This is a genomic window from Spirosoma montaniterrae (assembly GCF_001988955.1).
Lineage (GTDB): Bacteria > Bacteroidota > Bacteroidia > Cytophagales > Spirosomataceae > Spirosoma > Spirosoma montaniterrae.
Genome location: NZ_CP014263.1, coordinates 1940634 through 1966576 on the forward strand (window position 1 = coordinate 1940634; position 25943 = coordinate 1966576).

Annotated in this window: 25 protein-coding genes and 1 tRNA gene; 17 read left to right on the top strand and 9 right to left on the bottom strand. The window is 52.3% G+C overall.

Features of this window, described 5'->3' with window-relative positions; all coding sequences use genetic code 11:
* Positions 1-35 precede the first annotated feature (35 nt).
* The 8 genes from AWR27_RS08495 (at position 36) to AWR27_RS08535 (ending at position 8431) form a co-directional block, all read left to right on the top strand.
* A tRNA-Lys gene (locus tag AWR27_RS08495) sits at positions 36-108 on the top strand.
* Between the two features lie 364 nt (positions 109-472).
* Positions 473-5071, top strand: coding sequence for a glutamate synthase large subunit (gene gltB / locus AWR27_RS08505; RefSeq protein ID WP_077133885.1), 4599 nt, complete (start codon positions 473-475; stop codon positions 5069-5071).
* A gap of 104 nt (positions 5072-5175) precedes the next feature.
* Positions 5176-5511 (top strand): DUF2442 domain-containing protein, encoded by a 336-nt coding sequence (locus tag AWR27_RS08510; protein WP_083732794.1) that lies wholly within the window; start codon positions 5176-5178, stop codon positions 5509-5511.
* A gap of 73 nt (positions 5512-5584) precedes the next feature.
* Positions 5585-5800 carry a hypothetical protein gene (locus AWR27_RS08515; protein WP_198045115.1) on the top strand — a complete coding sequence of 72 codons (216 nt, stop codon included), beginning with the start codon at positions 5585-5587 and terminating at the stop codon, positions 5798-5800.
* Positions 5801-5805: 5 nt separating this feature from the next.
* Positions 5806-6231, top strand: a complete 426-nt coding sequence (locus AWR27_RS08520; RefSeq protein ID WP_077130780.1) for a DUF29 domain-containing protein — start codon at positions 5806-5808, stop codon at positions 6229-6231.
* 6 nt (positions 6232-6237) lie between these two features.
* The gene (locus tag AWR27_RS08525; RefSeq protein ID WP_077130781.1) at positions 6238-7728 is read left to right on the top strand and encodes a glutamate synthase subunit beta; all 1491 of its coding nucleotides are present in this window, start codon (positions 6238-6240) and stop codon (positions 7726-7728) included.
* Between the two features lie 149 nt (positions 7729-7877).
* Positions 7878-8180: a DUF4160 domain-containing protein gene (locus AWR27_RS08530; RefSeq protein ID WP_077130782.1), complete on the top strand. Its 303-nt coding sequence runs from the start codon at positions 7878-7880 to the stop codon at positions 8178-8180.
* Positions 8177-8431, top strand: a complete 255-nt coding sequence (locus AWR27_RS08535; RefSeq protein ID WP_077130783.1) for a DUF2442 domain-containing protein — start codon at positions 8177-8179, stop codon at positions 8429-8431. Before AWR27_RS08530 ends, AWR27_RS08535 begins: the two co-directional genes overlap by 4 nt.
* A 24-nt stretch (positions 8432-8455) precedes the next feature.
* Here AWR27_RS08535 and AWR27_RS08540 read toward each other — a convergent pair whose 3' ends face one another.
* Positions 8456-9304, bottom strand: a complete 849-nt coding sequence (locus tag AWR27_RS08540; protein ID WP_077130784.1) for a hypothetical protein — start codon at positions 9302-9304, stop codon at positions 8456-8458.
* A 60-nt stretch (positions 9305-9364) separates the two neighbouring features.
* Positions 9365-11080, bottom strand: a complete 1716-nt coding sequence (locus AWR27_RS08545) for a glutamine--tRNA ligase/YqeY domain fusion protein (RefSeq protein ID WP_077130785.1) — start codon at positions 11078-11080, stop codon at positions 9365-9367.
* A gap of 233 nt (positions 11081-11313) precedes the next feature.
* Between AWR27_RS08545 and AWR27_RS08550 the strand changes: the two genes are divergently transcribed.
* Positions 11314-12351, top strand: a complete 1038-nt coding sequence (locus tag AWR27_RS08550) for a spore photoproduct lyase family protein (RefSeq protein WP_077130786.1) — start codon at positions 11314-11316, stop codon at positions 12349-12351.
* Between the two features lie 141 nt (positions 12352-12492).
* Here the strand turns inward: AWR27_RS08550 and AWR27_RS08555 are convergent, their stop codons facing one another.
* From AWR27_RS08555 to AWR27_RS08565, 3 genes are all read right to left on the bottom strand, one after another.
* Entirely contained in the window at positions 12493-13299 is an 807-nt protein-coding gene (locus tag AWR27_RS08555; RefSeq protein ID WP_232326012.1) for a DUF2490 domain-containing protein, read from the bottom strand.
* Positions 13296-14042: a carbonic anhydrase gene (locus AWR27_RS08560; protein ID WP_232326013.1), complete on the bottom strand. Its 747-nt coding sequence runs from the start codon at positions 14040-14042 to the stop codon at positions 13296-13298. The genes AWR27_RS08555 and AWR27_RS08560 overlap by 4 nt, the downstream gene beginning before the upstream one ends.
* 213 nt (positions 14043-14255) lie before the next feature.
* On the bottom strand, positions 14256-14690 hold the full coding sequence (locus AWR27_RS08565) for a DoxX family protein (protein WP_077130787.1): 435 nt from the start codon (positions 14688-14690) through the stop codon (positions 14256-14258).
* Positions 14691-15131: 441 nt separating this feature from the next.
* Between AWR27_RS08565 and AWR27_RS08570 the strand changes: the two genes are divergently transcribed.
* Positions 15132-15572, top strand: a complete 441-nt coding sequence (locus AWR27_RS08570; protein ID WP_077130788.1) for a RidA family protein — start codon at positions 15132-15134, stop codon at positions 15570-15572.
* 22 nt (positions 15573-15594) lie between these two features.
* On the opposite strand, the gene AWR27_RS08575 is transcribed toward AWR27_RS08570, so the two are convergent.
* The gene (locus AWR27_RS08575; protein WP_077130789.1) at positions 15595-15888 is read right to left on the bottom strand and encodes a hypothetical protein; all 294 of its coding nucleotides are present in this window, start codon (positions 15886-15888) and stop codon (positions 15595-15597) included.
* A gap of 115 nt (positions 15889-16003) precedes the next feature.
* Between AWR27_RS08575 and AWR27_RS08580 the strand changes: the two genes are divergently transcribed.
* From AWR27_RS08580 to AWR27_RS08595, 4 genes are all read left to right on the top strand, one after another.
* Positions 16004-16921, top strand: coding sequence for a helix-turn-helix domain-containing protein (locus AWR27_RS08580; RefSeq protein WP_198045116.1), 918 nt, complete (start codon positions 16004-16006; stop codon positions 16919-16921).
* An 89-nt stretch (positions 16922-17010) separates the two neighbouring features.
* A complete protein-coding gene (locus AWR27_RS08585; protein WP_077130791.1) occupies positions 17011-17475 on the top strand; it encodes a hypothetical protein in 465 nt (154 codons plus the stop codon).
* Between the two features lie 12 nt (positions 17476-17487).
* Complete coding sequence (locus AWR27_RS08590) at positions 17488-17823, top strand: DUF3817 domain-containing protein (protein WP_077130792.1); 336 nt, start codon at positions 17488-17490, stop codon at positions 17821-17823.
* A 66-nt stretch (positions 17824-17889) separates the two neighbouring features.
* Entirely contained in the window at positions 17890-19494 is a 1605-nt protein-coding gene (locus AWR27_RS08595) for a Na+/H+ antiporter (RefSeq protein WP_077130793.1), read from the top strand.
* 120 nt (positions 19495-19614) lie between these two features.
* Here the strand turns inward: AWR27_RS08595 and AWR27_RS08600 are convergent, their stop codons facing one another.
* The gene (locus AWR27_RS08600) at positions 19615-20589 is read right to left on the bottom strand and encodes a helix-turn-helix transcriptional regulator (protein ID WP_077130794.1); all 975 of its coding nucleotides are present in this window, start codon (positions 20587-20589) and stop codon (positions 19615-19617) included.
* A gap of 71 nt (positions 20590-20660) precedes the next feature.
* On the opposite strand from AWR27_RS08600, the gene AWR27_RS08605 reads away from it, so the two are divergent.
* Both AWR27_RS08605 and AWR27_RS08610 read left to right on the top strand, forming a co-directional pair.
* On the top strand, positions 20661-21362 hold the full coding sequence (locus tag AWR27_RS08605; protein WP_077130795.1) for an HAD family hydrolase: 702 nt from the start codon (positions 20661-20663) through the stop codon (positions 21360-21362).
* Between the two features lie 11 nt (positions 21363-21373).
* Entirely contained in the window at positions 21374-22798 is a 1425-nt protein-coding gene (locus AWR27_RS08610; protein WP_077130796.1) for an MFS transporter, read from the top strand.
* On the opposite strand, the gene AWR27_RS08615 is transcribed toward AWR27_RS08610, so the two are convergent.
* Positions 22752-23921, bottom strand: a complete 1170-nt coding sequence (locus AWR27_RS08615; RefSeq protein WP_157579178.1) for a hypothetical protein — start codon at positions 23919-23921, stop codon at positions 22752-22754. The genes AWR27_RS08610 and AWR27_RS08615 overlap by 47 nt on opposite strands.
* 40 nt (positions 23922-23961) lie before the next feature.
* On the bottom strand, positions 23962-24471 hold the full coding sequence (locus tag AWR27_RS08620) for a DUF2911 domain-containing protein (protein ID WP_077130798.1): 510 nt from the start codon (positions 24469-24471) through the stop codon (positions 23962-23964).
* A 104-nt stretch (positions 24472-24575) separates the two neighbouring features.
* On the opposite strand from AWR27_RS08620, the gene AWR27_RS08625 reads away from it, so the two are divergent.
* A complete protein-coding gene (locus tag AWR27_RS08625; protein ID WP_077130799.1) occupies positions 24576-25850 on the top strand; it encodes a hypothetical protein in 1275 nt (424 codons plus the stop codon).
* Positions 25851-25943 lie beyond the last annotated feature (93 nt).

A 25943-nucleotide genomic window follows, 5' to 3' on the forward strand; every position in this document is an offset into this window, starting at 1 on the left:
CCCAAACGACAACGACCCGTTGTTTGTCGGGTGCCGATCTGGTAGCTCAGCTGGTAGAGCAATACACTTTTAATGTATGGGTCCTGGGTTCGAATCCCAGCCGGATCACGAAGCCGCTTCAGAGAAGCGGCTTTTTTTGTTTTTCTGTTATCCCTGTCTGGCAAAAATTACAGAAACTACTCTCCTCTATAATCAGGCTGGCAATAGTCACTTTCCAAGAACAAATATCATCAAATTCATAATTACTACTGATTGCTATTAAATTCCGCCAAACGCGGTTTTTGCCAAATATATTTTGTATTATATTGCAAGACTTTATCGCAAACGCCCTTCTTTTCTCACGCAACGTGCCGATTTTATTCTTCTGAGCACAGCGTATTATTTTAAATTTTCGTAATTATTAGGCTTGTTTTTTGAAAAACTGTCAAAAACAGTGTTCATTGAACGGCTTTACCCAACACTGTTTACGACCATGTCTGATCAGGTTGACCAACCCACCGTTCGGCAGGAGCCGCTGCATCAGGGCCTTTATCGCTCCGAGTTTGAACATGATAATTGTGGTATTGGCTTCATTGCCCATATCAAAGGCCGAAAATCGCACCGGATCGTCTCCGATGCGCTCCAGATGCTCCGGCGCATGGAACACCGGGGAGCCGTTGGTTCCGAAGCCAACTCGGGCGATGGCGCCGGTCTGCTGATTCAGATTCCACACGAGTTTTTCCTGGACGAAACCCGTAAACTCGGTGTTCACCTGCCCGCTGCCGGTGAATATGGCGTGGGCATGGTGTATTTTCCGAAAGACGTGTGGCTGCGTGAAGAATGCCGGGCCATTCTGAATCGAAAAATGAAACGGCTGGGGCTGGAGCTTCTCTGCTACCGCGTGGTGCCGGTCAACAATGGCGATCTCGGCGCAGGATCGCGGTCGGCAGAGCCACAGATGGAACAGGTGTTTATTAAACGCCCGGCAGACATTACCAATACCGACGATTTCGAGCGTAAACTTTATATTCTTCGTAACTATAGTACTCGCATTATCAACGAGACCGTAACCGATGTCAACAACTTTTACTTCTCGTCGCTATCGTGCCGTACCATTACCTATAAAGGGCAGCTTACAACGTTACAATTAGAACCGTACTTCCCGGATTTGCAGCATGAAGACGTGGTTTCGGCTCTTGGTGTAGTACACTCGCGCTTTTCGACCAATACGTTTCCCTCGTGGAAACTGGCGCAGCCGTTCCGCTACATCGCTCACAACGGGGAGATTAATACCGTTAAGGGCAATGTAAACTGGATGAAAGCCGCCGAAGGGCTGCTTGAATCGAGCAAGTTTACGAAAGAGGAGATGGACATGCTGCTGCCCATCTGCGACCCCAAACAATCAGACTCGGCCAACCTCGACAATGCTATTGAATTGCTTGTCATGAGTGGCCGGTCACTGCCACACGTGATGATGATGCTGATTCCCGAAGCCTGGGACGGCAACGCACACATGGACCCCGCCCGGCGGGCATTCTATGAATTTCACGCAGCCCTGATTGAACCCTGGGATGGCCCCGCGTCGATTTCATTCACGGATGGTCGCATCGTCGGTGCTACCCTCGACCGCAATGGCTTGCGTCCGTCGCGCTTCTGGGTCACGAACGACGATATCGTGATTATGGCTTCGGAAGTGGGTGTGCTGGACATTGACCCTGTCAAAGTAGTCAAAAAAGGCCGTTTGCAGCCTGGCAAAATGTTCCTCGTTGATATGGAACAGGGTCGGATTGTGGCCGACGAAGAGATTAAAGAGCAGATGAGTTCCCGTCAGCCCTATCAAACCTGGCTTGATGAGAACAAGATCAGAATCTCGGACCTCGAAGCCCCCATCCGGTCGTACAACCCGTATGATCCGGCCAAACTGCTGCGGATGCAACAGGCGTTCGGCTTCACGTCGGAAGATTTGCGGATGATTCTGGCTCCAATGGTCGAAACGGGCAAGGAAGCTCTCGGTTCGATGGGCGTCGACGTGCCGCTGGCTGTGCTGTCGGAACAGAGTCAGCACATGAGCCATTATTTCAAGCAGTTGTTTGCGCAGGTAACGAACCCGCCCATCGACTCGATTCGGGAGCGGGCCATCATGTCGTTGATTTCGTTCGTCGGTGCTACCTACAACCTGTTGAGCGAATCGCCCGAACACTGCCGGCAGGTCGAACTCGATCAGCCCGTGCTTACTACGCCGGAGTTCGACAAGTTACGGTTTATCGACAAGCCTAAGTTTCAGGCTAAAACCATCAACTGCCTGTTTACGGCTGATGGTAACGGCAAATCGCTCGAACGCGCCCTCGACCGCATCTGCCGCTATGCTGAAGATGCCATTCAGGACGGCTACTCGATTCTGGTATTGTCGGATCGGTCCATTGATTCGAGCCACGCGCCAATTCCGTCGCTGCTGTCAACCTCAGCCATTCACCACCACCTCATCCGGCAGGGTCTGCGGGGTAAAGTGGGCATTCTGGTCGAAGCGGGCGACGTTTGGGAAACACACCACGTTGCCACGCTGATTGGCTACGGCGCATCGGGCGTGAACCCGTACATGGCCTTCGAGACCATCGCCAACATGAGGGAAAAAGGGCTATTGGCGGTTGAGTACGACCTCGATAAACTCTACAAAAACTACATCAAGGCCGTTAATGGCGAGTTGCTCAAAATCTTCTCCAAGATGGGCATTTCGACCCTGCAATCGTATCAGGGAGCCATGATTTTCGAGTGCCTCGGCCTCAATGCCGACGTAGTGAACCGCTACTTTACGGGTACCGTGTCGCGCATTGGCGGTATGGGATTAGACGAAATTGCCCGCGAGATTTTAGTGCGGCATTGCGTGGCTTTCCCGCCCGTTCCGGTGGCAAACCCACGGCTGGAAGTAGGTGGGATTTACCAGTGGAAACAACGGGGCGAAAAGCATATTTTTAACCCCGATACTATTCACCTGCTCCAACAATCGACCAAAAAGAACGACTACCAGTTGTTCAAAAAATACAGCAAACTTATTGACGATCAGACGCAGAAAGCCATTACGTTACGTGGCCTGATGAAGTTCAAAAGAGGTACGCCCGTCTCTATCGACGAGGTCGAACCCATTGAAAGCATCTTCAAACGGTTTGCTACGGGGGCTATGTCGTTCGGATCGATTTCGTGGGAAGCACACACCACGCTCGCCATTGCCATGAACCGTATCGGTGGCAAGAGCAACTCCGGCGAAGGCGGTGAAGACGAACTGCGCTACACCCCGCTTGCCAACGGCGACAGCCTGAACTCGGCCATCAAACAGGTGGCATCGGGTCGGTTTGGCGTTACAAGCTACTACCTGACCAACGCGCAGGAGTTGCAGATTAAAATGGCGCAGGGTGCCAAGCCCGGCGAAGGTGGTCAACTGCCCGGCTTTAAAGTTGACGACTGGATTGGCCGGACGCGCCACAGTACGCCCGGCGTGGGTCTGATTTCGCCCCCACCCCACCACGATATTTATTCCATCGAAGATTTGGCGCAGCTAATCTCCGACCTCAAAAACGCGAACCGGGCGGCCCGTATCAGCGTCAAATTGGTGTCGGAAGCGGGCGTTGGCACCATTGCCGCCGGCGTTGCCAAAGCCCATGCCGACCATATTCTGATTTCGGGCCATGATGGTGGAACGGGAGCCTCGCCCCTGTCAAGCATCCGGCACGCGGGTTTGCCCTGGGAACTGGGCCTGGCCGAAGCGCACCAAACGCTGGTGAAAAATAAGCTGCGGGGCCGTGTAACGGTGCAAACCGATGGGCAGATGCGGACAGGCCGCGACCTGGCTATTGCGGCTCTGCTCGGTGCCGAAGAGTTTGGCGTAGCCACGGCGGCATTGGTCGCTACGGGCTGTATTATGATGCGGAAGTGTCACCTGAACACTTGCCCCGTTGGCGTGGCAACGCAAAACAAAGAGCTACGTGCCCTGTTTACGGGCAAGCCCGAACACGTGGTGAATATGTTTACGTTTCTGGCAATGGAACTGCGCGAGATTATGGCCGAACTGGGTTTCCGCACCGTAAACGAGATGGTTGGTCAGTCGCAAATGCTTGAACTCCGCTCCGATCTGGCGCACTGGAAACACAAAAACGTTAATTTCGACGCCCTGCTGTATAAAGAGCCGACCAACCTCGACGTGGCACTGTACAAGCAGGAAGAACAAAACCACGAACTCGAACACGTACTCGACCGCAAACTAATTGAACTGGCGAAACCCGCGCTCGACGCTGCGGAGTCGGTCTACGGCGAGTTTACGGTGCAAAATATCGACCGGAGCATTGGCACGATGCTCTCGAACGAAATCTCGAAAGTGTATGGTGGTCCGGGTCTGCCCGAAAGCACGATTCATGTCAAGCTGCGCGGCACGGCGGGCCAAAGTTTCGGCGCGTTTGCAACAGGCGGTATTAAACTCGAACTCGAAGGCGATGCGAACGACTATTTCGGCAAAGGGCTGTGCGGGGCGCAACTGATTGTGTATCCCGACCGAACAGCTACGTTTAAACCCGAAGAAAACAGCATCGTTGGCAACGTTTCGTTTTATGGCGCAACGTCGGGCGAAGCGTTTATTCGGGGCATGGCGGGCGAGCGGTTCTGCGTCCGCAACTCCGGCGCAAAAGTTGTGGTCGAAGGTGTAGGTGATCACGGTCTGGAATACATGACGGGTGGTTTGGCCGTTATTTTGGGACAAACCGGGCGCAACTTCGCGGCTGGGATGTCGGGCGGAGTGGCTTACGTCTGGGATCAGGACGGAAGTTTCGCGAGTAAGGTCAATCCCGAAATGGTGACGCTGGAGCCACTGAACGACGAGGACCGGAGCATTGTGCGCGAGTATGTCGATAAGCATTTCCAGTACACGACGAGCAACGTTGCCCTCGCGCTGATTCAGGACTGGGACGCCCGTATTGGTCAGTTTGTGAAGGTTATGCCCGAAGACTTCCGCAAGGCACTGGCCGGTCGCGGCATCGCCCTGTCTGAACAGATTCGCGACAAAAACGTGGTCTATCAGGACATTACGGTGGATGTGACGCAGGGGTGATAAATTAGCTACTGAAGAATATTCTTATGGCTACACAGTGCGAGAACGTCGAATAATTCGCGAACTTGTAGAAGCAAATCGAGACTTCTTAATCAGCAAATGGAATGACTTCTTTGGAAAATAACATCGTTGACAAACCAGCGACCGATCCGGTGGACCAGTTAATTTTAGAAAGAGGGCTTCGTATTAAACAGCTTTTCTTCAGCGTAGAGATGGATCGAATGCTGATACTATTAACAAATGGCAACGTGCTGAATTTGAGGCTTTCACAGTATGAAAGACTTAAAAATGCTACTTCCGTTCAATTGCTTCAGTATTCGTTGATTGGCAACGGTATTGCTGTTAGTTGGGATGAACTGGATGAGGATTTATCACTGAAAGGATTCATCAAACAAGCAGCGTTGACTAATGCGGTAAGACAACTGGAAGTTGCTGTTTGAACGATGACAAGATGATTGACGAAAGCGATTCTCCATGTCCCAGAAATGTCCCTTGTATAAACAGGTAGATCTGTTGAAGGATTTTCCTGAACACAAACTCCTCGCTAAGGACTTAGTGACACCTATTGAATACTTAGAGTCGCCGGAGCCGGGAGTTTCTAATGGTTATTACGTGGAAGCCTTCAATGCTATCGGTAAAACTATTGCCGTATTTATTGTTGAGGAAGACGCACTAGAGCCATTAACTGAACATGACGTGTTCTCAAAACGGACCCTCGAAACCGCCTGAAAGCTATGAAAAATTGGGAAGACATAACATCGACTTCCGAGTTGCTGGCCGCGCAGGAAATCAAACAATCGTTCGATGCCGGCGACCTGGCCGACGTTGAATACGGCCTAAATCAGCTAATTGAAACCATGGCGCGTTCGGAGCGACGAGCGTTGAAGAGTCAGCTTATCCGGCTAATGATGCACGTAATAAAATGGAAGGTTCAACCCGAAAAGCGGTCAAAAAGTTGGTTGCTCACAATTCTTAATGCCCGCTTCGAAATTGCCGAACTCCGTGAATTTACTCCATCACTGAACGAAGACGTTATTCAGGCAATTTGGGAAGCAGCCTTGAAGCAGGCCCGCACCGAAGCCAATATTGACACTGACCTGCCGACCAACCACGTTGAGTTAACCTGGGAAGACGTATTTGACACAAAGTACACGCTGTAAGTTGTAATGGGAAAACCGACCGGATTTTTAGAATTCACGCGCGAACTGCCAAAGAAGCGCGACCCGCAACAGCGGATTCACGACTACAAAGAAATTGAGATGCCGTTCTCGGAGCAGGACTCCCAGCGGCAGGCAGCCCGTTGCATGGACTGCGGCACGCCGTTTTGCCACAGCGGCTGTCCGCTTGGCAACATCATCCCCGAGTTCAACGACGCCGTGTATGAGCAGAACTGGGGTTATGCTTATGAAATTCTGGCGAGTACCAATAACTTCCCGGAGTTTACGGGCCGCATCTGCCCCGCACCCTGCGAAGCAAGTTGTGTGCTGGGCATTAACAAACCGCCCGTCGCCATCGAGTTCATCGAAAAGTCGATTGCCGAAGTGGCGTTCGAGCGTGGGCACGTGGTGCCGAAGCCGCCCAAAGTACGCACCGGCAAAACAGTTGCCGTGGTTGGTTCGGGTCCGGCGGGGCTGGCGGCTGCGGCCCAACTCAACAAGGCCGGGCATACCGTAACAGTGTTTGAGCGGGCCGATCAGATTGGCGGGCTGCTGCGCTACGGCATTCCCGATTTCAAACTCGAAAAGTGGACTATCGACCGCCGATTGGCCGTGATGGAAGCCGAAGGGATTATCTTCAAACCAGGCGTCAACGTAGGCGTGGACATCAAAGCCAACACACTGCTGAACGATTTTGACCTCATAATGCTGACAGGTGGCTCGACCGTACCACGCGACCTGCCCATTCCGGGCCGCGATCTGAAAGGCATTTACCCGGCGATGGAGTTTTTGAGTCAGCAAAACAAGCGCGTAGCCGGGCTGTTTGTTCAGGTCGATCACCGGGGCGAAACCTACGGCGATGGCGATATTTTCGCGACGGGTAAAAACGTAGTGGTCATTGGCGGGGGCGACACGGGTTCCGACTGCGTGGGCACCTCGAACCGGCACGGTGCCGCGAGTGTGACGCAGATTGAGCTGATGCCGATGCCGCCCAAAGAACGCGCTGACAGCACCCCCTGGCCCAACTGGCCTATGATGCTACGCACCAGCACCAGCCACGAAGAGGGTTGTGAACGCCACTGGAGCATCAATACGAAGGCGTTTATTGGCGATGAAGAGGGCAATCTGAAAGCCCTCCGCTTAGTTGACCTGACGTGGGAAAACCGCGATGGTCGTATGCAGATGGTTGAACTGCCCGGCTCTGAACGCGACATTCCCTGCGAGTTGGCTCTGTTAGCGGCTGGCTTCCTCCACCCGCAACACAACGGTCTGCTCGATGATCTGGGCGTGGAGTACGACGAGCGCGGCAATGTAAAAGCAACTAATTATCAGACTACTACGAACCCTAAGGTATTTGCCGCTGGCGACATGCGCCGGGGTCAGTCGCTGGTCGTGTGGGCTATTTCAGAAGGTCGCGAAGCCGCCCGTGCCGCCGACTGCTACCTCATGGGCGAAAGCCTGCTCGAAGCGAAAGCCGTGTCGCTGATCGAAGTGGCGTAGCAGACTACACAAATTTTACACCGCCCGGTGGCTAATCTACAGATTGGTTATCGGGCTGTTTTCTTGTAGGATTAGATACCCTAAATACGGTTACGGTCTAACAAGCGTACTATTTTTGGTAGATTGCAGAGAAGTCTGACCAAATCTGTATGCCTAAACTATACGAATACCTGGGTATCGCTTTTTACTTTTACGCAAATGAGCATTTGCCTATTCACGTTCACGCCAGGTATGAGCAGTACGAGACCATTTTTGAACTCATCTATGAAGATGGTACGTTGATAGATGTGCAGCAACGAAAGTCGGGAAGCGGCCCGGTATTGCCTGCTAAAAAGCGAAAAGAAGCCGAGAAGTTCGTTAGGGCATATTACGACAAAATCACAGAAAAATGGGAAGCGTTCTTCATTCTGAAAAAAGAAATAACCGCCGAGCGAATCACGCAAAAACTGTGAAATATATCCGGGTCACGGAGGCCCGGCACATCGGTGATTATAAGGTATTGATCCGTTTCAACGACAACACCGAGCAAACGATTGACTTTGGCCCGTTTCTCTACGAACATCCGCACCCGCAATATAATCGCTACCGCGACCTTGCCCTTTTCAAAACATTTACCGTTGAGATGGGCAACTTGGTTTGGGGCGAAAACTGGGATTTGATTTTTCCGGTTGAGGAGTTGCATAGGGGAATACTGAAGGCGTAGAAATGTTAGAAAATCCGATATATTTTAATCTCGCACGAATGTAAAACTATCGTGTTCAACACTGTAGCGAATCTTAGTTCTACGACACTTTCCCCCTGTTAACAGACTTGGATGAGATATTTCATAAATGCTATCTTTCAGAGAGGTTCGCTCTGTACGTATTTTTTCTAATAAATAATGCGCTAAGGATATAGTTAGAGCGAATCGGTCATGCCATTCTTCGTAAGTGGTACTTTTTAATTCCCAATTCTTCCCAGTATAGTTGTTAAAATAGATTTTACCGCCAATTCCGGAAGGAAAACTAAAATTATAAGCATTATGTGCAAATGCGTTGCGTATTTGTGAATGATAAGATTTCATTACCTCCACAATCTTTAAATTCTCCTTTTCAAAAACTCCTCTTATTTCTTTTGTAATAAACTCTCTTCGCTCAAAATCTGGAATTTCACTTTCTATCTTCCAATCGTACTCTCTACCAGCCACGAGATTTGATATTTGTTTTAAAGTTTTTAAAAACCAGTTTGACTCCCAAATGTGAGTGTATATCATAAACTCTAAAGAGGTGCAATAACGAAAGAAAGCCGCTTGCTTTTCTTGGTCAAGTTTATTGTAATAGACTTCTCGATCTTGGTTGATGTATGTAACATAGAACTCGCGTCTATGTAAGTCTCGGTAGTGGCCCATGCGATCATCAATGACGTATGGGCTGAGATTCTGTACTGTTCCAATATAGTTTTCCTTATATGAGCCATCAGCAAGCAACACTATATAATCATTTAGGTTGTGTTCTCTCTTCTTTATCAAATTGAACAATTCGTCAATGGCTTCACGAACCTGTGCTTCACAATCCTTTAAATGTGTCTCTGTAATCATAAATTAAAATATTTAGGCTGGACGTATGTGCATTGCAATGCACATACGTCCAACTTAGCATTACCCCTTCTTCTGCTCCTTCGCCCAGCCGTCTTTGAGCGTGACGGTGCGGTTGAACACGGGTCGGTTAGTTGTTGAATCAACGTCCAGCACGAAGTAGCCTTTGCGCATGAACTGCACGTTCGTGAGCGAACCGCTGCGGGTGGCCTCTACCAGTGCGGGTTCAACAAACGCCCGGACAACTTCCAGCGAGTTGGGGTTCAGCAACTCCTTAAAACCACGGTCGTCGGCGGCTGGGTTTTCGACTGAGAAAAGCCGGTCGTAAAGTCGCACGTCGGCTTCAACAGCGTGCGGTACGGATACCCAGTGAATGGTGCCTTTTACATTAATGCCGGAGGTATCAGAACCACTGCGACTTTCGGGAATATAGGTGCAGCGCAGTTCGGTAATCTCGTCCGCGTCGTTTTTGATAACCTCCTCGCATTTAACGATATACGCACCTTTCAAGCGCACCATGCCGCCCGGAAACAGCCGGAAGTATTTCTTCGGCGGGTTCTCCATGAAATCGTCGCGCTCGATGTACACTTCCCGGCTAAACGGCACTTCGCGCTCCCCTGCCGACGGGTCTTCGGGGTTATTTTCGATGCGCATAATTTCCTCGCGGCCCTCCTCATAATTCGTAATCACGAGTTTCAATGGCTGCTCGTCGGGGCGGCCACCCGCCAGCACGGCCATTACGCGGGGGGCGGTGCGGTTCAGTTCTTCGCGGATGCAGAACTCCAGCAGCCCCACATCAATCAGGTTGTCGCGTTTGGCAACGCCGATGCGGTCACAGAACTCGCGGATGCTGCCGGGTGTATAACCGCGCCGGCGAAGGCCCGCAATAGTCGGCATACGCGGATCGTCCCAGCCGCTAACGTGGCCTTCTTCCACCAGCAGTTTCAGCTTGCGTTTGCTCATGACCGTATAAGTCAGGTTGAGCCGGGCAAATTCGTACTGACGCGAGGGGAAAATGGCTAACTGTTCGATAAACCAGTCGTACAGAGGCCGGTGCGCTACAAACTCCAGCGTACAGATCGAGTGCGTAATGTGTTCAATACTATCCGACTGCCCGTGGGCGAAATCGTACATCGGGTAAATGCACCAGGCGTCGCCTGTGCGGTGGTGGTGCGCGTGTTTGATACGGTAGATGACCGGGTCGCGCAGTTGCATGTTGGGCGAAGTCATGTCTACCTTCGCCCGCAGCACTTTGGCTCCGTCGGGAAACTCACCCGCCCGCATTTGCCGGAACAGGTCGAGATTTTCAGCAACGGGCCGATTCCGGTACGGGCTTTCGGTTCCAGGTTTGTCGGGCGAGCCTTTCTGTTCGGCAATTTCCTCAGCAGTCGAATCGTCAACGTAGGCTAATCCCTTCTGAATCAGCTTTTCAGCAAACTGATAGAGTTGCTCGAAATAGTCGGACGCGTAGAACTCGTTTTCCCACTCAAAGCCTAACCAACGCACGTCGTTCTTGATGGAATCAACGTACTCGGTATCTTCGGTAACGGGGTTGGTATCGTCGAAACGGAGATTCGTTTGCCCCTCGTATTTGTCGGCAAGACCGAAGTTCAGGCAAATCGACTTAGCATGGCCGATATGCAGGTAGCCGTTGGGTTCGGGCGGGAAGCGTGTGTGTACGCGCCCACCGTGCTTACCGCTGGCAATATCGTCTTCAACAATTTGTTCGATGAAGTTCAGAGACCTTTCGGTCGAGGATTCATTGGTGGCTTCGGTCATCATCTCAGGCTGCTGCTATAAAGCCCCGAATTTACGTCGTTTTTTCATAACCACAGCGGCAAAGTGGTTGCAGAGTTATATTCTCATGGGCCTAAATTCTGAACTTGCGTCATCTAAATCAGGCAGCAAAATCACCCAACAACTCACTGTATGTCAATTAATTACAAACAATTTTTCATGAACTATACCCCCCTTTGTACTGTTCTGTTTATATATCACTCAACGCCCTTTTGATGCCTGATTTCAAGCCGAATCTGATTCTGTACACTGCTGATGCACTCAACGAACGGGGTGAGGCCATCGTGGCAAATTTCCCCGACATCGAGATGCTCGAAGTGAAGCAGCACAACCGCCTGCCCGAACTGGGCATGAACCATTTTAAGGTAAAATCCGACGTGCTGGTGCTGGGCAAGCTGAAAACGCAGGATGTGAAGTGGAGCGGTCGCTCGTCGGATTACATCGCGCCCAGTCTGGCGAACGGCTGTTTCGGCGGCTGCGCCTATTGCTACGTCGACCGGCACAAGAAAGTCAACCCAATTACGCTGTTTACCAACGTTGAGGAGATTACGGCGACGGTCGATAAGCACGTGCATACGTTGCCGTGGCCGAAGCCCGCCAACCAAACCGACCCAACATTCTGGACGTATGACATCGGCTGTAACTCAGATATTTCCATTGATTATAGCCTGACCGACGGTGTTCAACAAGTGTTTGACTTTTACCGCGACCACCCCCGCGCCAAAGCAACGTTTGCAACCAAATTTGTCAACCCTGACCTGCTCAGCTTCGACCCGCAGCGTAAGGTACGGATTCGGTTTAGCCTGATGCCTGCCCATGTCAGCAAGTTGGTTGACGTCCGTACCGATAGCATCGAAAAGCGTATTGCGGCCATCAACGACTTTTACGACGCGGGTTACGAAGTTCACGTCAATTTCTCGCCTGTAATTGTGTACGGGGGGAAACAATGGCGTGATGATTACCGCGAATTATTCCGGCAATTAGACGCGCAGTTGCGGCCTGAAGTGAAGGCACAGCTAAAGTGTGAAGTCATTTTCCTGACGCATAATCAATGGCAGCATCAGGCCAATTTAGCCATCAATCCAAAGGCTGAAGAGTTGCTGTGGGTGCCGGAGTTGCAGGAGAACAAACGTAGCCAATTCGGCGGCTGGAACATCCGCTACGACCATCAGTTGAAGGGCAAAATGGTTGCGGTGTTCGAGCAGATGATAACGGACGAGATTCCGTGGTGTCAGATTCGGTATATTTTCTGAATACCCAAACCATCAGAACCAGGATTAGCCGGGATTAGCCAGATTAAACAAGATTATAAATCCTGCGCAGTAATTAATTAAGCGCAGCGTAGAATCCTGTTTAATCCTGTAAATCCCGGCTAATCCTGGTTCTGATAGTTCTTACTTCTTTCTCAAATCCATATTAACGACCGTATTAACGATAATACCGTTGTTGTACTGGAATACGTTTCGGTTTTGAATTTCGCGTGGTAGCTGTACGATTTGCTGAAAGAAACCACCCTCCAGCCGGAACACGGGACTGAACCGATAGCCAAGCAACAAACCTAACCGGTTCTGATCGAACACGTTTTCGCCAACGTTACGCCCGAAACCCAACAGAATTTCGTCGTAAGCAGCTACGTAAGGCGTTTTGTCTTCAAGCTTTGGTTTACCAATGGGCATCTGCGCCCGAAACATGTAGCGTAGCCGGTTCACGTACACGGTCTCGTCGGGGCGGGGGCTGTCGGCGTTCAGGTAGCGGCCAAACCAGCGTTGTTCGAGCATAAACCGGTGACTAATCTCGACGCGCCCGATGGGATTATTGAGCGTAGCCATCTGATAGAGCCGGTGTTCGGGAAACTGCCGCCCGGCAGCCTGAATGGTATAATCGCCGTAGGGAAACGTCTCGATCCAGGCATAGCCGAGCCGCAGCGTCAGCTTATCATTGGCGTGGTAGTTGATACCCGTTCGGAGCAGACTCTGCTGCCATTTCTGCACCAGTTCGTCGCGCCGAAACTGGTACTCGAAATGCCCACTCCAGCGATTTGAAAAGCGCAGCGTGGTTGTGTTGGTGAACCAGCCAATTGTGTTGTAATCGTTCAGACGGGTGTTCTGGGCCATAACTATCAGCGGCATACTCAGAAAGCCTGCCAGTATGCAGCGTTTCGCGTAGACGGCGAAACGCTGCACCGAAGAAGACTGTATCATTTGGTCGAAGCGCGGAATTCGGGTAAATCTTTCAACGTTTCGGGCAGGAATTCAACTTTACCAGTGCCAAGATTATAAACAGCCCCCACAATCAGGATTTCACCGTTTCGGTATTTTTTGGCAAGCACCGGCTCCAGGTCACGCAGTTCGTTGACCTGATCGATTACATTGGCCCGAATGGCGTTTTCAAGCATGTTCCCGCCCATAGCTTTGGCCTTCTGCGCTGCGGGTTTGATGCTATTTACCAGCGTAACGATATGGCCCGGTACGTCGGGACGCTTGATGGCGGCATCAACGGCTCCGCAGCTTTGGTGCCCCAGTACCACAATCAATTTTGAGCCGAGTGCCACGGTTGCAAACTCAACGCTTCCGTAAGAAGCCGCAGCCATTACCTGACCCGCCGTGCGGATGATGAACAGATCACCTACGCCCTGATCGAAGATAATTTCATTCGGTACACGACTGTCGGAACACCCCACAATCACGGCAAAGGGCTTTTGGCCTTTCTCGGTATTGGTGAGGTCCTGCCGGCTTTGCCGGGGCCGGATGCTCTTATCTTCAATAAACCGGCGATTACCGCCCATCAGTTTGCGAAGCGCGATGCGCGGGTCGGCATAGGCCGAGTCTCGGTTCACCACGTAGTGATCTTTTCGCCATTTGACCGAGTCAATTGTGGCAACAGTAGTGGCAGGTGTTACGTTGCGGTTTGCCCGGCGACGAGACTGGGCTTCGGTTGTTTCCATAACGCTTACAAGAACAAGTAAGGTAAGCAGGCAATAACGCGTAGACATAAAAAAAAGAATGATTAGGTACAGAAAGCTTAACCCGGCAGAGATACTGATGGTTACTTAAAGCGATTAGTAAGTGATTAACAAATGATTAAAATATAATTAGAAACCAAAAAGCCGGAGTTCACCTACGAGGCTACTCCGGCTTTACCCTAAAGTCAATCTATGTTATTTCGCGTGTTGCCGCACGTATTCATCCATCGAATACCGGCCCGAACCCAGCACAATAAATGTTAGCAACAGCCCCAGCACCACCAGCGACAGCCACAACTCGGAGTTGAGAGTCGAAAACCCCCGGCTGATGTTAACGAAGAAAACGGCACCCACCAGAATTGGCAGTTGTAGCAAACACATGAGCCGCGTCAGGCAACCCACGGCAATCAGAAAGCCGCCCATCAAATGCGCAAACGCCACGTAATGCACAATCATCACCGACCATAAATCGAATTTCAGGCCACCCACCAATTGCGTGAGGTACGTGGTATCACTGATAAAACTGATGCCCTTCAGCACCAGAATCGTGCCCAGCATGATGCGCAGGGCGTCGGTCCAGGCGGGGTGATGCGTATCGCCCCAGTGTTCAACGCGGTGTAAGAGGTTCATGCGTGTAAACGGTTTAGTAGTGAACCGAACTTACAGGAATGAAATCAAAAAAGCAAGCTGATTGTCAATATGTTATCAATAGCCAGCGAGGATATGCCCGAACAAATAGCGCAATTGGTTATCTTTGGTCAGTTATGGCAACAAAACCTACCCTAAAAGCTGCCTTCACAGCCGCAACGTTTGCGTTTCTGCGCGATTTGGTTCAACATAACAACCGCTAATGGTTTCAGGCCAACCGCTCTCGTTATGATGCGGCCAAAGATGAACTCTGCGGGGTGGTAGCGCGTGTTTTGGTATGCCGAAACCCAGCCTTGCCGATGAAGTTGTTCGCGGGAGCCGCCTGCTGAAACCTTATTGCGACTTGCTGAATTATTTGTTCTTCGACGAAAAAGAAGAACCCGTTGTGCTTTAATTCGTGGTATCTAATCTGCTTTACCTGCTATGAAACATTACCTGCTCGGTCTGACCCTTTTTCTTGCCACTACCGTTGTTCAGGCCCAAACTACGCCTACGACGGGATATATTTACAAAGTCGATACCGCCCTGCCAGGCAAAACCGTGTACGTTTGTGGGCAACGCCCGTTCGACGGTAAAGGCCGGTTGGTAGGCAAAGGCGACTTTGTTCAGCAGGTTCAGCAGGTCTTTACAAATCTGAAAACAGCCCTCAATGAGGTTGGTCTGGATGTTGATAACGTGAAGCAGGTGACGTACCACGTTAAAGGTGAAACCGGTTCGATCAATACACAGGCTCAACAGCAACTTTCCAGTTTGGGCACGGTTTTCTTCGCACAGGCGGCCCCCGCCATCTCCGAAACACGCACTATCTCGAAAATCGCCAGCGACGACGTACTGGTTGAAATTGAGGTAGTTGCGATCAAATAAAAGTTCTCGTTAAGCAAACGCGCTACAGCGAATCTTTACGGGCTTTGCCTTTGCCAATCGGAATGCCAACGCCGAACGCACGCGGGTCGGCGGGTGGATTGGTTTTACGTTTGGTATCAGATGGAGGCAGCACGTTCGGTTGGGGCGACGACTGCATGAGCGTTCCGGGTGCCGATACCGGCGCATCAACGCCTGGAATCAGTACTTGTTTGGCAGGTGATGCACCCGACGGAACGGCCCGGCGAACGGAGTCGGTCTGGGCGTAGCAAACCGTAATGCAACTGCTGAGCAGCAAACCAATTAAGAATAGTCGCATGATTGAAAAACGTTGAGTTGAAGCAAGCGCACTCTGTTAACGAATCCGTTGAAAGATAGTTTGCCAGCCAATTTATGCTGGCCTATTTTTGTGATTGATTTGTCTGCTTATGGCTATGCCTGATTTATTCGATGTGCCGCAACTGAACACGGCTGATTTGTGGCAGCGTTTTATTCACGATGGCCCGAATCAGCCCATTCCATTCCGCGAAAAGCTCGATGATTTTCTGATCCTTCGGCTCGAAGATTACCGGCATCTTATCAAACTCCCTACTACCCCATTTCGGCGGCAGGTGCATGAACTGGTGTTTGTCACGAGCGGTTCGCTCACGCGCGGCTGCGACCTGAACACCGTCATTGTGGAGCCGGGCGAAGTACATCTGCTGCTGGCAAACCAGATTTCAACCATCGAGAGTCAGTCTGACGATGTAACGGGTTTTTACTGCCATTTCAGCATGGACACCATCATTCAGCTCTACCATAAAGAACACATGGTTAGCGAGTTGGCTCGACTAAGTGCGTTGATGCGAAATGGTAGCGTAAAGCTTTCAAACAAAGCATTTTTAGCTGTAAAAATAGTGTTCGAGCGGCTGATGGACGAATATAAAACCAAGAACGACCTGAGCCTGATTGATGCGTATCTGGTCACGCTCTGCTACGAAATCCGTAACGACGTATCAACGAATCAACCCGTTATCGCTACGAAGCAAAGTAAGCCCTATGAATTGGCCGAGCAGTTTAAACGGTTGGTGTTGCAATACATAAGTCATCATCCCTCAATGGTGTTCTATGCCGATCAGTTGGGGGTATCTCCCAACCACCTGAACAAGTGCGTGAAACAAACTACTGGCAAAACAGCGAGCGCGCTCATCAACGATGTGCTGTTGATGGAAGCCAAAGTTTTACTGAAACATTCGGGGCACAGCGTTAGCGAAATTGCCCATCGGCTTGGGTTCGATGACCCTTCCTATTTCGGGCGGTTTTTTAAAAAAAGTACCGGACTTACTCCCCAGTCGTTTCGCGAAAATGATTGAAAAGTACCAATCTATTCCGAAAATGTCCGCTTAGTGAGTCAAAATCAATTCAGAACTTTGCCGCATCATTCACGACACATAGATTGTTCATGTATTTAACGCTTCTCGCGCTGCATTCCGTTATTCGCTGGTTTGTGGTTATAATTCTGGGGCTTACGCTGGCGGCAAGCTGGCAAGGCTGGCTCTCCAACCGACCCTACACCCCCACTGACGCCCGGCTGCGGAGCATTGCCACCTCGATTACGCACCTGCAACTGCTGCTTGGCTTTGTGCTCTACTTTAAAAGCCCTATAACTGGCTACTTTCGCGAAAATTTTCGGGAGTCGCTGAACTCATCAGACCTTACGTTTTTCGGTCTGATTCATATTAGCCTGATGCTTGTGGCCGTGGTGGTGCTTACGTTCGGTTCGTCGCTGGGCAAGCGAGCCGCTACCGACGCGCAAAAGCACCGAACCGTAGCGTTGTATTTTCTGGCTGGCACGCTTATTCTGCTGGCCGCCGTACCGTGGCCGTTTTCGCCACTGGCCCAACGTCCTCTATTTCGTAGTTTTTAATCGCTCTGATTTATGCACTTACTCACCACCCGCATTGGTCGGCTCAAATTAGTCGCTCTGCTCGAAGGCATTTCGCTTATTGTCTTGATTTTCATTGCCGTACCCCTCAAACACATCTGGGGTAAGCCCTGGTTGGTACAGAATGTAGGCATGATTCACGGGTTACTGTTTATTCTGTATGTGCTGAACGTGCTTCAGGCCAAGCTCGAACTGGGCTGGAATACGGGTAAAACCCTGCTGGCTCTGGCTCTGTCGTTCGTTCCATTCGGTACGTTTTACGTCACGGCGAAGATGCTACCCACGATTATCGACGACGCCGACCGCAATCAACAGCAGCCGAAGCCATGATAGTACTGCTGTAGCATCGGAACGGGCTTTTCTTTATTTTTAGAGCGAACCCCGTCATTCGCTGCCATGCAACAAACACTGCTACTTTGCCTGTCGTTACTGCTGCTCATTTCGGTACTGGTAATGGTAGGGCAACGACTTCGCATCCCTATACCTATCTTTTTAGTTATCAGCGGATTGCTTATCAGTTTCATTCCAGGCATTCCGCGCATCGAAGTTGACCCCGAACTAATTTTTCTGATTTTTCTGCCCCCTCTGCTCTACGAGGCCGCCTGGTTTACGTCATGGAAGGAGTTCTGGCGGTGGCGACGCATTATTGTCACGCTGGCGTTTGGGCTGGTATTTTTTACAGCCTTCGCAGTGGCTTATTTTTCGAGCTGGCTCATTCCGGGTTTCACGCTTGCGCTGGGCTTCCTGCTGGGCGGCATCATCTCGCCCCCCGACGCCGTGGCCGCAACTTCGGTACTACGCGGCATCAACGTTCCGAAACGGCTGATGAGCGTTATTGAAGGCGAAAGCCTGATAAATGATGCATCGTCACTGATTGTGTTTCGGTTCGCGCTGGCGGCTGTGCTGTCGGGCACCTTTGTACTGCACGAAGCCGTCACCAACTTTTTCATGGTCACGTTTGGCGGCATTGGCATCGGGCTGGCCGTATCGGCGGTGTTTTATGCCATTCATCGCTGGATACCATCGCCCGTGCGTATTACCATCCTGCTCACGTTTATTCTGCCCTACACCCTCTACTTAGCCGCTGAGTATTACCACTGTTCGGGGGTGATGGCCGTGGTGAGCGGGGGGCTATTTATGGCAAATCAGCGCACTACCATTTTAAATCACTCGTCTCGACTACAAAGCTCGTCGATGTGGGCAACGGTAGTTTTTGCGCTCAACGGTGCCGTATTTATCCTGATTGGGCTTGAACTGCCTGTTATCATGCGCGGCTTGGACGGCTATTCGCTGACGGAGGTAGTTGGGTATGCTGGCCTGATTACGCTCCTGGTAATTATCGTTCGGCTGGTTGCAGCCCTGTTCACGGCAGGGTTCACGCGGGTGGTTGGTAGTATACTACCAAAGGCCGTAGCCGACACTAATCCGGGCTGGCGGGCACCCATCATTGTTGGCTGGGCCGGTATGCGGGGCGTGGTATCGCTGGCGTCGGCCCTGTCGGTACCGCTCACGCTGACCAATGGACAACCGTTCCCGCAGCGCAATCTGATTCTGTTCATCACGTTCGTGGTTATTCTGATAACGCTTGTTTTTCAGGGGCTTACCTTGCCAATGGTGGTACGGAAAGTACGTTACCGCGCTCCCGAAGAGCAACTTTCCGAAGATGAACAAGAATCGGCAATCCGGCTGAAACTGCTGGAAGTTGCACTCGACCATCTGAACAACCACTATGGACCCGACATTCGGCAGAACGAATTAGTGGAAAACCTGAAAAGCCGGATGGAAAGCGACCAACGGCTGACAACGCAGCATCTGAACTCGCTCGACTGCGATACACACAAGATTAACCGCTATAACCACATCATAACCGACGTCATCAATGCTAAACGCCGGGCCTTGTATCACTTTCGGCGTAAACAGGAATTTGATGACGACATTATCCGCAAAGAAGAAGCCCGGCTCGATCTGGAAGAAGAAAAAATAGATCACCCGATTCACTGACCAGTTATACTTGTTCTTGATATAAAAGAAACTATATCATCAGTACAAGTCAAAATCTTGATTATGAGAACCTTATTCTGGACTGCTTGTAGTCATCACGAACAAAATACAACGTTGTGTCTAAAAGCAAACGACAGAAAGCCGGGCGTAAGCCGATGGCGTCAGGCCAACCACTTGCTTAAACGCTGAGATAAAATGGCCGGGACTGCTGTAGTGCAGTTGAGCAGCAAGGTCGGTCGGGCTGGTTCGGTCGGCTTGCAGGCGTTCGCAGGCGTAGCGCATCCGCAGGGTCAGTACGTACTGGTAGGGCGTGGTTCCGAACAAGGCTCTGAAGCCTGTTCGCAGTTTGAAGTTGTTCAGGAGAAACTGCTTCGCCAGCGTTGGCACGGCAATCTCGTCTAAGAAATGGCTATCCAAATACGCCTTCACCGCCCGTAGTTTGTCTTCGTCGGTAGCCGATACCGTAACGGGCATCGCCCTGCCGTTCGGCGGCTCGTGCTGCCACCGATACCACAGCAACAGTTCGGTGAGTTTGGCCCGCTGGAAAACGGGTTGCAAGTCGTCGGGAAACGGGTTGGTCATCAACTGCTGCAAAATCTGGAGTTGCTCGGCCCGATACCGTAGCGGGGCCGGACTGGCCATAGTGGCTTCGCGCTGAACGACTTTTTCGGCAACGGTGGGCATTCCGCAGTCAACGAGTAATTGCACCGCTACGCCAGGATTCAGGTTGACGCTGATGTATTCGTAATCGCTCTGCTCCGGGAAGTCGATGGTTGCTACAGGGTCGAAACAGGCGAAGAGATTCATCTGGCCGGTCTTCATCAACTGATTGCCCCGGATGCCCCGTATATGCGCGTCGGACTGCCCCCGAAGTTGAAAATGAAGGCTTACGTGATCGACGTCGCGCACGTCCACGACGCTCAGTGGTCGCTCGAATCCACCTTTCAGGTTCACAATCGACAGCATCTGATCGTACTGTTTGTGCGACTGCATCCGAAACGCGTCTGTACAGCGGCTGTGTTCGCGGGTAGCCCGTTCGCAGCCCGAAAATGTCCGCTCCAGGATGTCACTCAACTCGTCGCCTTTGATAATCATCGCTTTTTCGGAATTTATTATCGGTTTTTCGGCACCATCACCGGTCCGATAAGGGCTAACTTTGCACCCTTATGAATTCGTTCCCCAAATTAATCGCCTTCGATGCCGACGATACGCTCTGGGCCAACCAGCCGCTGTTCGACGACGCAGAAGAAGAACTTCGTCTGTTGTTGAAACAGTTCGGTTCCGACGAGCAAATTAATCAGACGCTTATCGACGTGCAAACCGAAAACCTGCGCCTGATGGGCTACGGAGCCAAAGGATTCATGCTGTCGATGATTGAAGCAGCCATTCGCCTGACCGATGGCGCGGTGCGGGGCACGCAGATTCAGCAGATTATCGACCTCGGCAAAGAACTGCTCCGGTTCCCGATTAACCTCATCGACGGCGTGGAAGAGGTGCTTGAGACGCTCAGTGCCGAGCATGAACTGATGGTGCTGACCAAAGGCGATCTGCTCGATCAGGAGAGCAAACTGGCGCGGTCGGGCGTGGGGCAGTATTTCAGTCACGTAGAGATTGTCAGCGAAAAGCACGAAGCCGCTTACCGCCGGATTCTGTCGCGCTACCACGTAGAACCCGCCGATTTTCTGATGATTGGCAACTCGCTCAAATCCGACATTCTGCCCGTTGTCAACATCGGCGGTCAGGCTATCTACGTACCGTATCACACGACGTGGCATTTCGAGCGGATGGCCGAGACCGGGCATCCGAACGGTTACGTACAGGTCGAGAGCATCCGCGACGTACTCGGGCTGTTACAGGCTCTCCGATAAGAATTTCCACTATGCGCTACGTACCCCGCCAGCAGCTTATCCTGATTATTGCGTCGATCAGCGTCTTCTTTGAAGCGTTGGACATTGCCATTATCAACCTGACAATGCCCCTGATTCAGCGCGGTTTCGGTCTCACGGCCAACAGCGTACAGTGGCTACAAACGCTGTACGTACTGCTGTATGGCGGGTTGCTGATTCTGGGTGGGCGACTGGCCGATACGGTTGGCCGCAAACGCGTGTTTCTGACCGCTTCGGGGCTGTTTTTGCTGACGTCGCTGGGGGCGGGACTGGCTCCGTCGTTTGGCTGGCTGCTGTTTTTCCGGGGATTGCAGGGCGTGGCCGCTGCGCTGCTGATGCCCTCGGCCCTGTCTATCGTGACCAACGCCTTTACCGACGCTGCTGCCCGCAGCCGGGCCATTGGTGTGGTGAGCGCGTTTGCGGCCATCGGTTCGGGCAGCGGGCTGTCGGTGGGTGGGCTGATTGCCAGTGGGTTTGGCTGGCAGTGGGTGTTTTTCATCAACGTACCCGTTATTCTGCTCACGCTTGGGCTGGCGTACCGCTACATTCCCGACGATGCTCCCCAGCACAGTACCCCGCCCGACGTGGGTTCAGGACTGTTATTGACCGGGCTGATTACGGCCCTCTCCTACGTGGTTCATGAACTGGGCAACTGGCGCACCCACGGTGGCCTGCTGGTGGGATTGACACTGATTGTAGGGGTAGGCAGTTATTTTTTTCTAAAGCGAAACGCTACTCAGCCCGTGCCACTTATCGACTTTGCGATACTCCGCCCGGCCCTGACCGGCATTGGCGTGTATGTGTGTCTCGGCGCATCATTTACAGGCTTTCTGTTCCTGATTTCGTTGATTTTACAGAACGACCGGGGACTAAGTGCGGCTCAGGCCGGGCTGATGCTCCTGCCGTTCAGCGTACTCTCGGCTATTACGGGTAAGGTGTTTATCCCGGCTTTATTGAAGCGATTCAGCGTCCGGCAAATCGCCCTGATGGGCATGATCTCACTGACGGTCAGCGCATTATTTCTGCTGTTTTCTGCTCAATCTGGGTCCGATAGCCACCTGCCGCTGTTACTGGCGATGACCTGCGCCAACGGACTGGGCATTGCGCTGGCCTATTCGGGCCTAACGGTGCTGTCGATTCAGGGCATTGCCGAAGCACACCACGGGTTAGTGTCGGGCGTGGCAACTACGGCTTATTTTTTCGGGGGCGGGCTGGGCCTGTCGCTGCTGTCATTATTTCTGGGCAGTGGCCTGGCGGGCGAACCGGTAGTGGGCGTTGGGTCACTCCTGCTATTCGGAATGTATGGCGGCATCGGGGTGACTTGGCTGCTGGTCACGAATGCCCTCACTCACAGTAAGGGCATTCGTGATACTACGGAATCACCTCAACACCTTCCATCGAGTCGAGCCGGACAATGAGACCCCAACCAAAGAAGTTGTTGGCCACGCCGATCACTAATTCATTATCACCGGCTTTAAGGGGCAGGTCGAACGTACCGTTTTCGATGGAGATGCGTCCGTCCGGGGTTTTTCGCAAACCCGGAGCCGTGTACATATTCTTGTCGAAATACACCGGCTGACCGTTCGCAAACACCCATACGTCGTCGCTGAAACCAATGACTACCCGTCGCTTCTGTTCGGCACTGGCTTTAAATTTGGTACGTAGCCATACCAGCCGCCGTTCTTCGCTTTTTCCGTACTGCCGCGTCAGATTCACGAGACCGTAGCGTTCGGCCAGCAGCGGTTGCCACGTCGTTTCGGGCTTCGGCAGATGAGTAGGCATCACCTCCTGCCCCATCGGCAACGGCTGTGGCTGACTCACCTGCCAGGTACGAACATAGCGCGGGTCACGACGGGTAGGATCGTAGCCTTCGGTGGCGGGCAGTCCCTCGGTCAGGTTCGGTTTCACAACTACGTTGGCGATATACCCCGCTCCCTCGAAGGCAAGTTCGCCCTGTTTGGCGTCGGCTTCGAGTCGCGGCACTTCCAGCACGGGCCGCTGCATATCGTTCACATACACGAGCATCTGAACACCCGACACGACCAATTTTACGTGGTTCCAATCCCCTTTTCTGAAGACCGGCACCGGAGCCTGAAACTGATCGAGCAGATCCCAGATCAGTACGCCTTTTTGATAAGGTGCATACTGAATGGCGTCCATCATAGCAGGTTGGCCCAATTGGGTGATTCGGAAGTACATGTATTCGCTTTCGGTCGAATCCTGCCGCCGGAAATAAATACCAGCAAAGCGGGGGTCTTCCGGCACGATGTCGTACTCGATGGTGCCGTTGGCGAACGTAACACTGCTCACGGGAACGGTTTTCGCCTTCGGTAAGATATGCACAGCCGGTACGTCGCGAAAGGTAGTCAGTTCTACCTGCCCGGCCTGAATGGGCCATGCTGTTGCATCGATGGGTACGCGAATCTCGGCGGTTGGTGAAGGGGGTACATCGCTCCGTTTTTTAGCTGGTTTTTGAGCTACAACCAGCATACTTGACAGCGTTAACAGGGCAAACCCCATGATTCGCAGGCACTTCTTCATGATGAGTATCATCTGGTAGATCAAGTGAACGACATCCCCCCTACTTCACTGTAAAATCGACCTGCGCGTCGGCCCACGCCATCGACACTACGCCCTTATTCGATACGTTGATGGCAAACTTCTCGGCGAAGGCTTTGGCTTTTCGGGCGGGCACCGTCACGCGTAGTACGTCTTCGTCCTGCTTATAGCTGAAGGCTCCCCACTTGATGGTTTTGTTCAGGATGACGGTCCAGTCTTTTTCGCCGGGGATCGTAAACAGCGCGTATTTGCCTTTGGCGACGGACTTGCCTTCGAGCGTTACGTTGTCGGAGAACTCGATAGACGTGGTTTCGTTGGCTCCGGTGCGCCATACCTGCCCATAGGGTACAATGCCGCCGAAGACGGTGCGGCCTTTCGCGGATGGCTGACTATATTTGATCGTAATGGTTTTGCCATTGACGGTACCGGTGGCTTCGGCGGGCGGGCTGGGACGCTGGGCCGGGTCGTTCTGAGCAAAGGTAGTCAGGGTCAGAAACAGCCCGACGAGTAGAAGAGCAAGGTTGCGGTTCATTTTTGTTAGTTTTGTTTGAACGGCTCAAAATTGCCCGTTTCGCGCCGGAAGCAGGTTTTCAGGAGTCGTTCATGTCTGTTCAAGTTTGTTCATGCTGATTACCAATGATTTCGGAAGATGATATTTGGACACGTTGCCGCCGATTGATCGAGCAGAAAATGGGCTGGGGTAGCAGCGACCATTGGCAGAACCGCGACTTCGAGCAACTCAGCGAGCAGATACGTATCGAAACGGGCGTATCGCTCAGCGTCAGCACGCTCAAACGACTCTGGGGGCGCGTCCGCTACGAGAGTTCGCCCAACCTCACCACGCTCGATACGCTGGCGCAGTTTGTGGGCTACGACAACTGGCGGTCGCTACGGACCAGCGACTCCGCTACGCTGTCCACAATGGCCGCGCCAATCGACGACGAAACGTCCGCGCTGGTAGCCTTGCAGCCAGCCATGCTACCCGCTCAGCCACTTAGTCGCTACAGCCGCTGGCTGCTGGCCGGACTGGCGGGTATGCTCATCCTGGCGGCTATCATCTGGGGCTATCGCCAGCGGAATACGAGGCTACGATATGGTAACGTAGCGTTTTCGAGCCGACCCGTGGCGAAGGACGTACCCAACACAGTGGTGTTCGATTACGACGCCCGCGACTCCAATGCCGACAGCGTGTTTGTCCAACAAAGCTGGGACCCCAGCCTTCGGACACGGGTCGAAAAAAGCGGTCGGCAATACACCACTACGTATTACTACCCCGGCTACTACCGCGCCAAGCTGATTCTGAACGATTCCATCGTCCGCGAACACGATCTGTTTGTGGCTTCCAACGGCTGGCTCGGCACCGTGAACCGTCAACCCATTCCGCTTTACCTGAGGGCCAACGTTGTAGAAAAGCCAACCGGCGAAGTCAGCATCACGACCGCCGACCTGCAAACGCTGGGTGTTGCGCTGGGCGACAAAGTACCGGAGGTCAGCCTGTTTCGGGTCGATAGCCGTCAGACGGCCAACGGCGAACGGTTTGTGTTCGAGACTGCCGTGCGCAGTACATATAGCCGGGGCGATGCCGTTTGCCAGTCAGTACGTATCATGCTCATCTGCACCGACGGTTTCCATCTGATTCCCCTATCAGCTCCCGGCTGCGTCGGTAATCTGACAGTAGTGACGGGCAACCGGTCGGTCTCCGGCAAAACAACAGACCTGTCGGGTTTCGGCGTCGATTTCAGCCGCTGGGTGCCCGTCCGCTACGTCGTGGCCGACAGGCGGGTGCAGATTTTTGTCAACAACCGGCTGGTTCATGCCGGGCGGCTGGGCGATACGTTGCCGGGGCGGGTCATGGGTCTGCGCTACCAGTTTATGGGTACGGGGGCGGTGCAGTATGCAAGATTACGATGAACATTTATGGATTCTATGGAACAGACACTTCTCCTTTGCCTGCCCTTGTTTCTGCACATCGGGGTGGTTTGGCTGCTGTACCAACCGGCTCAA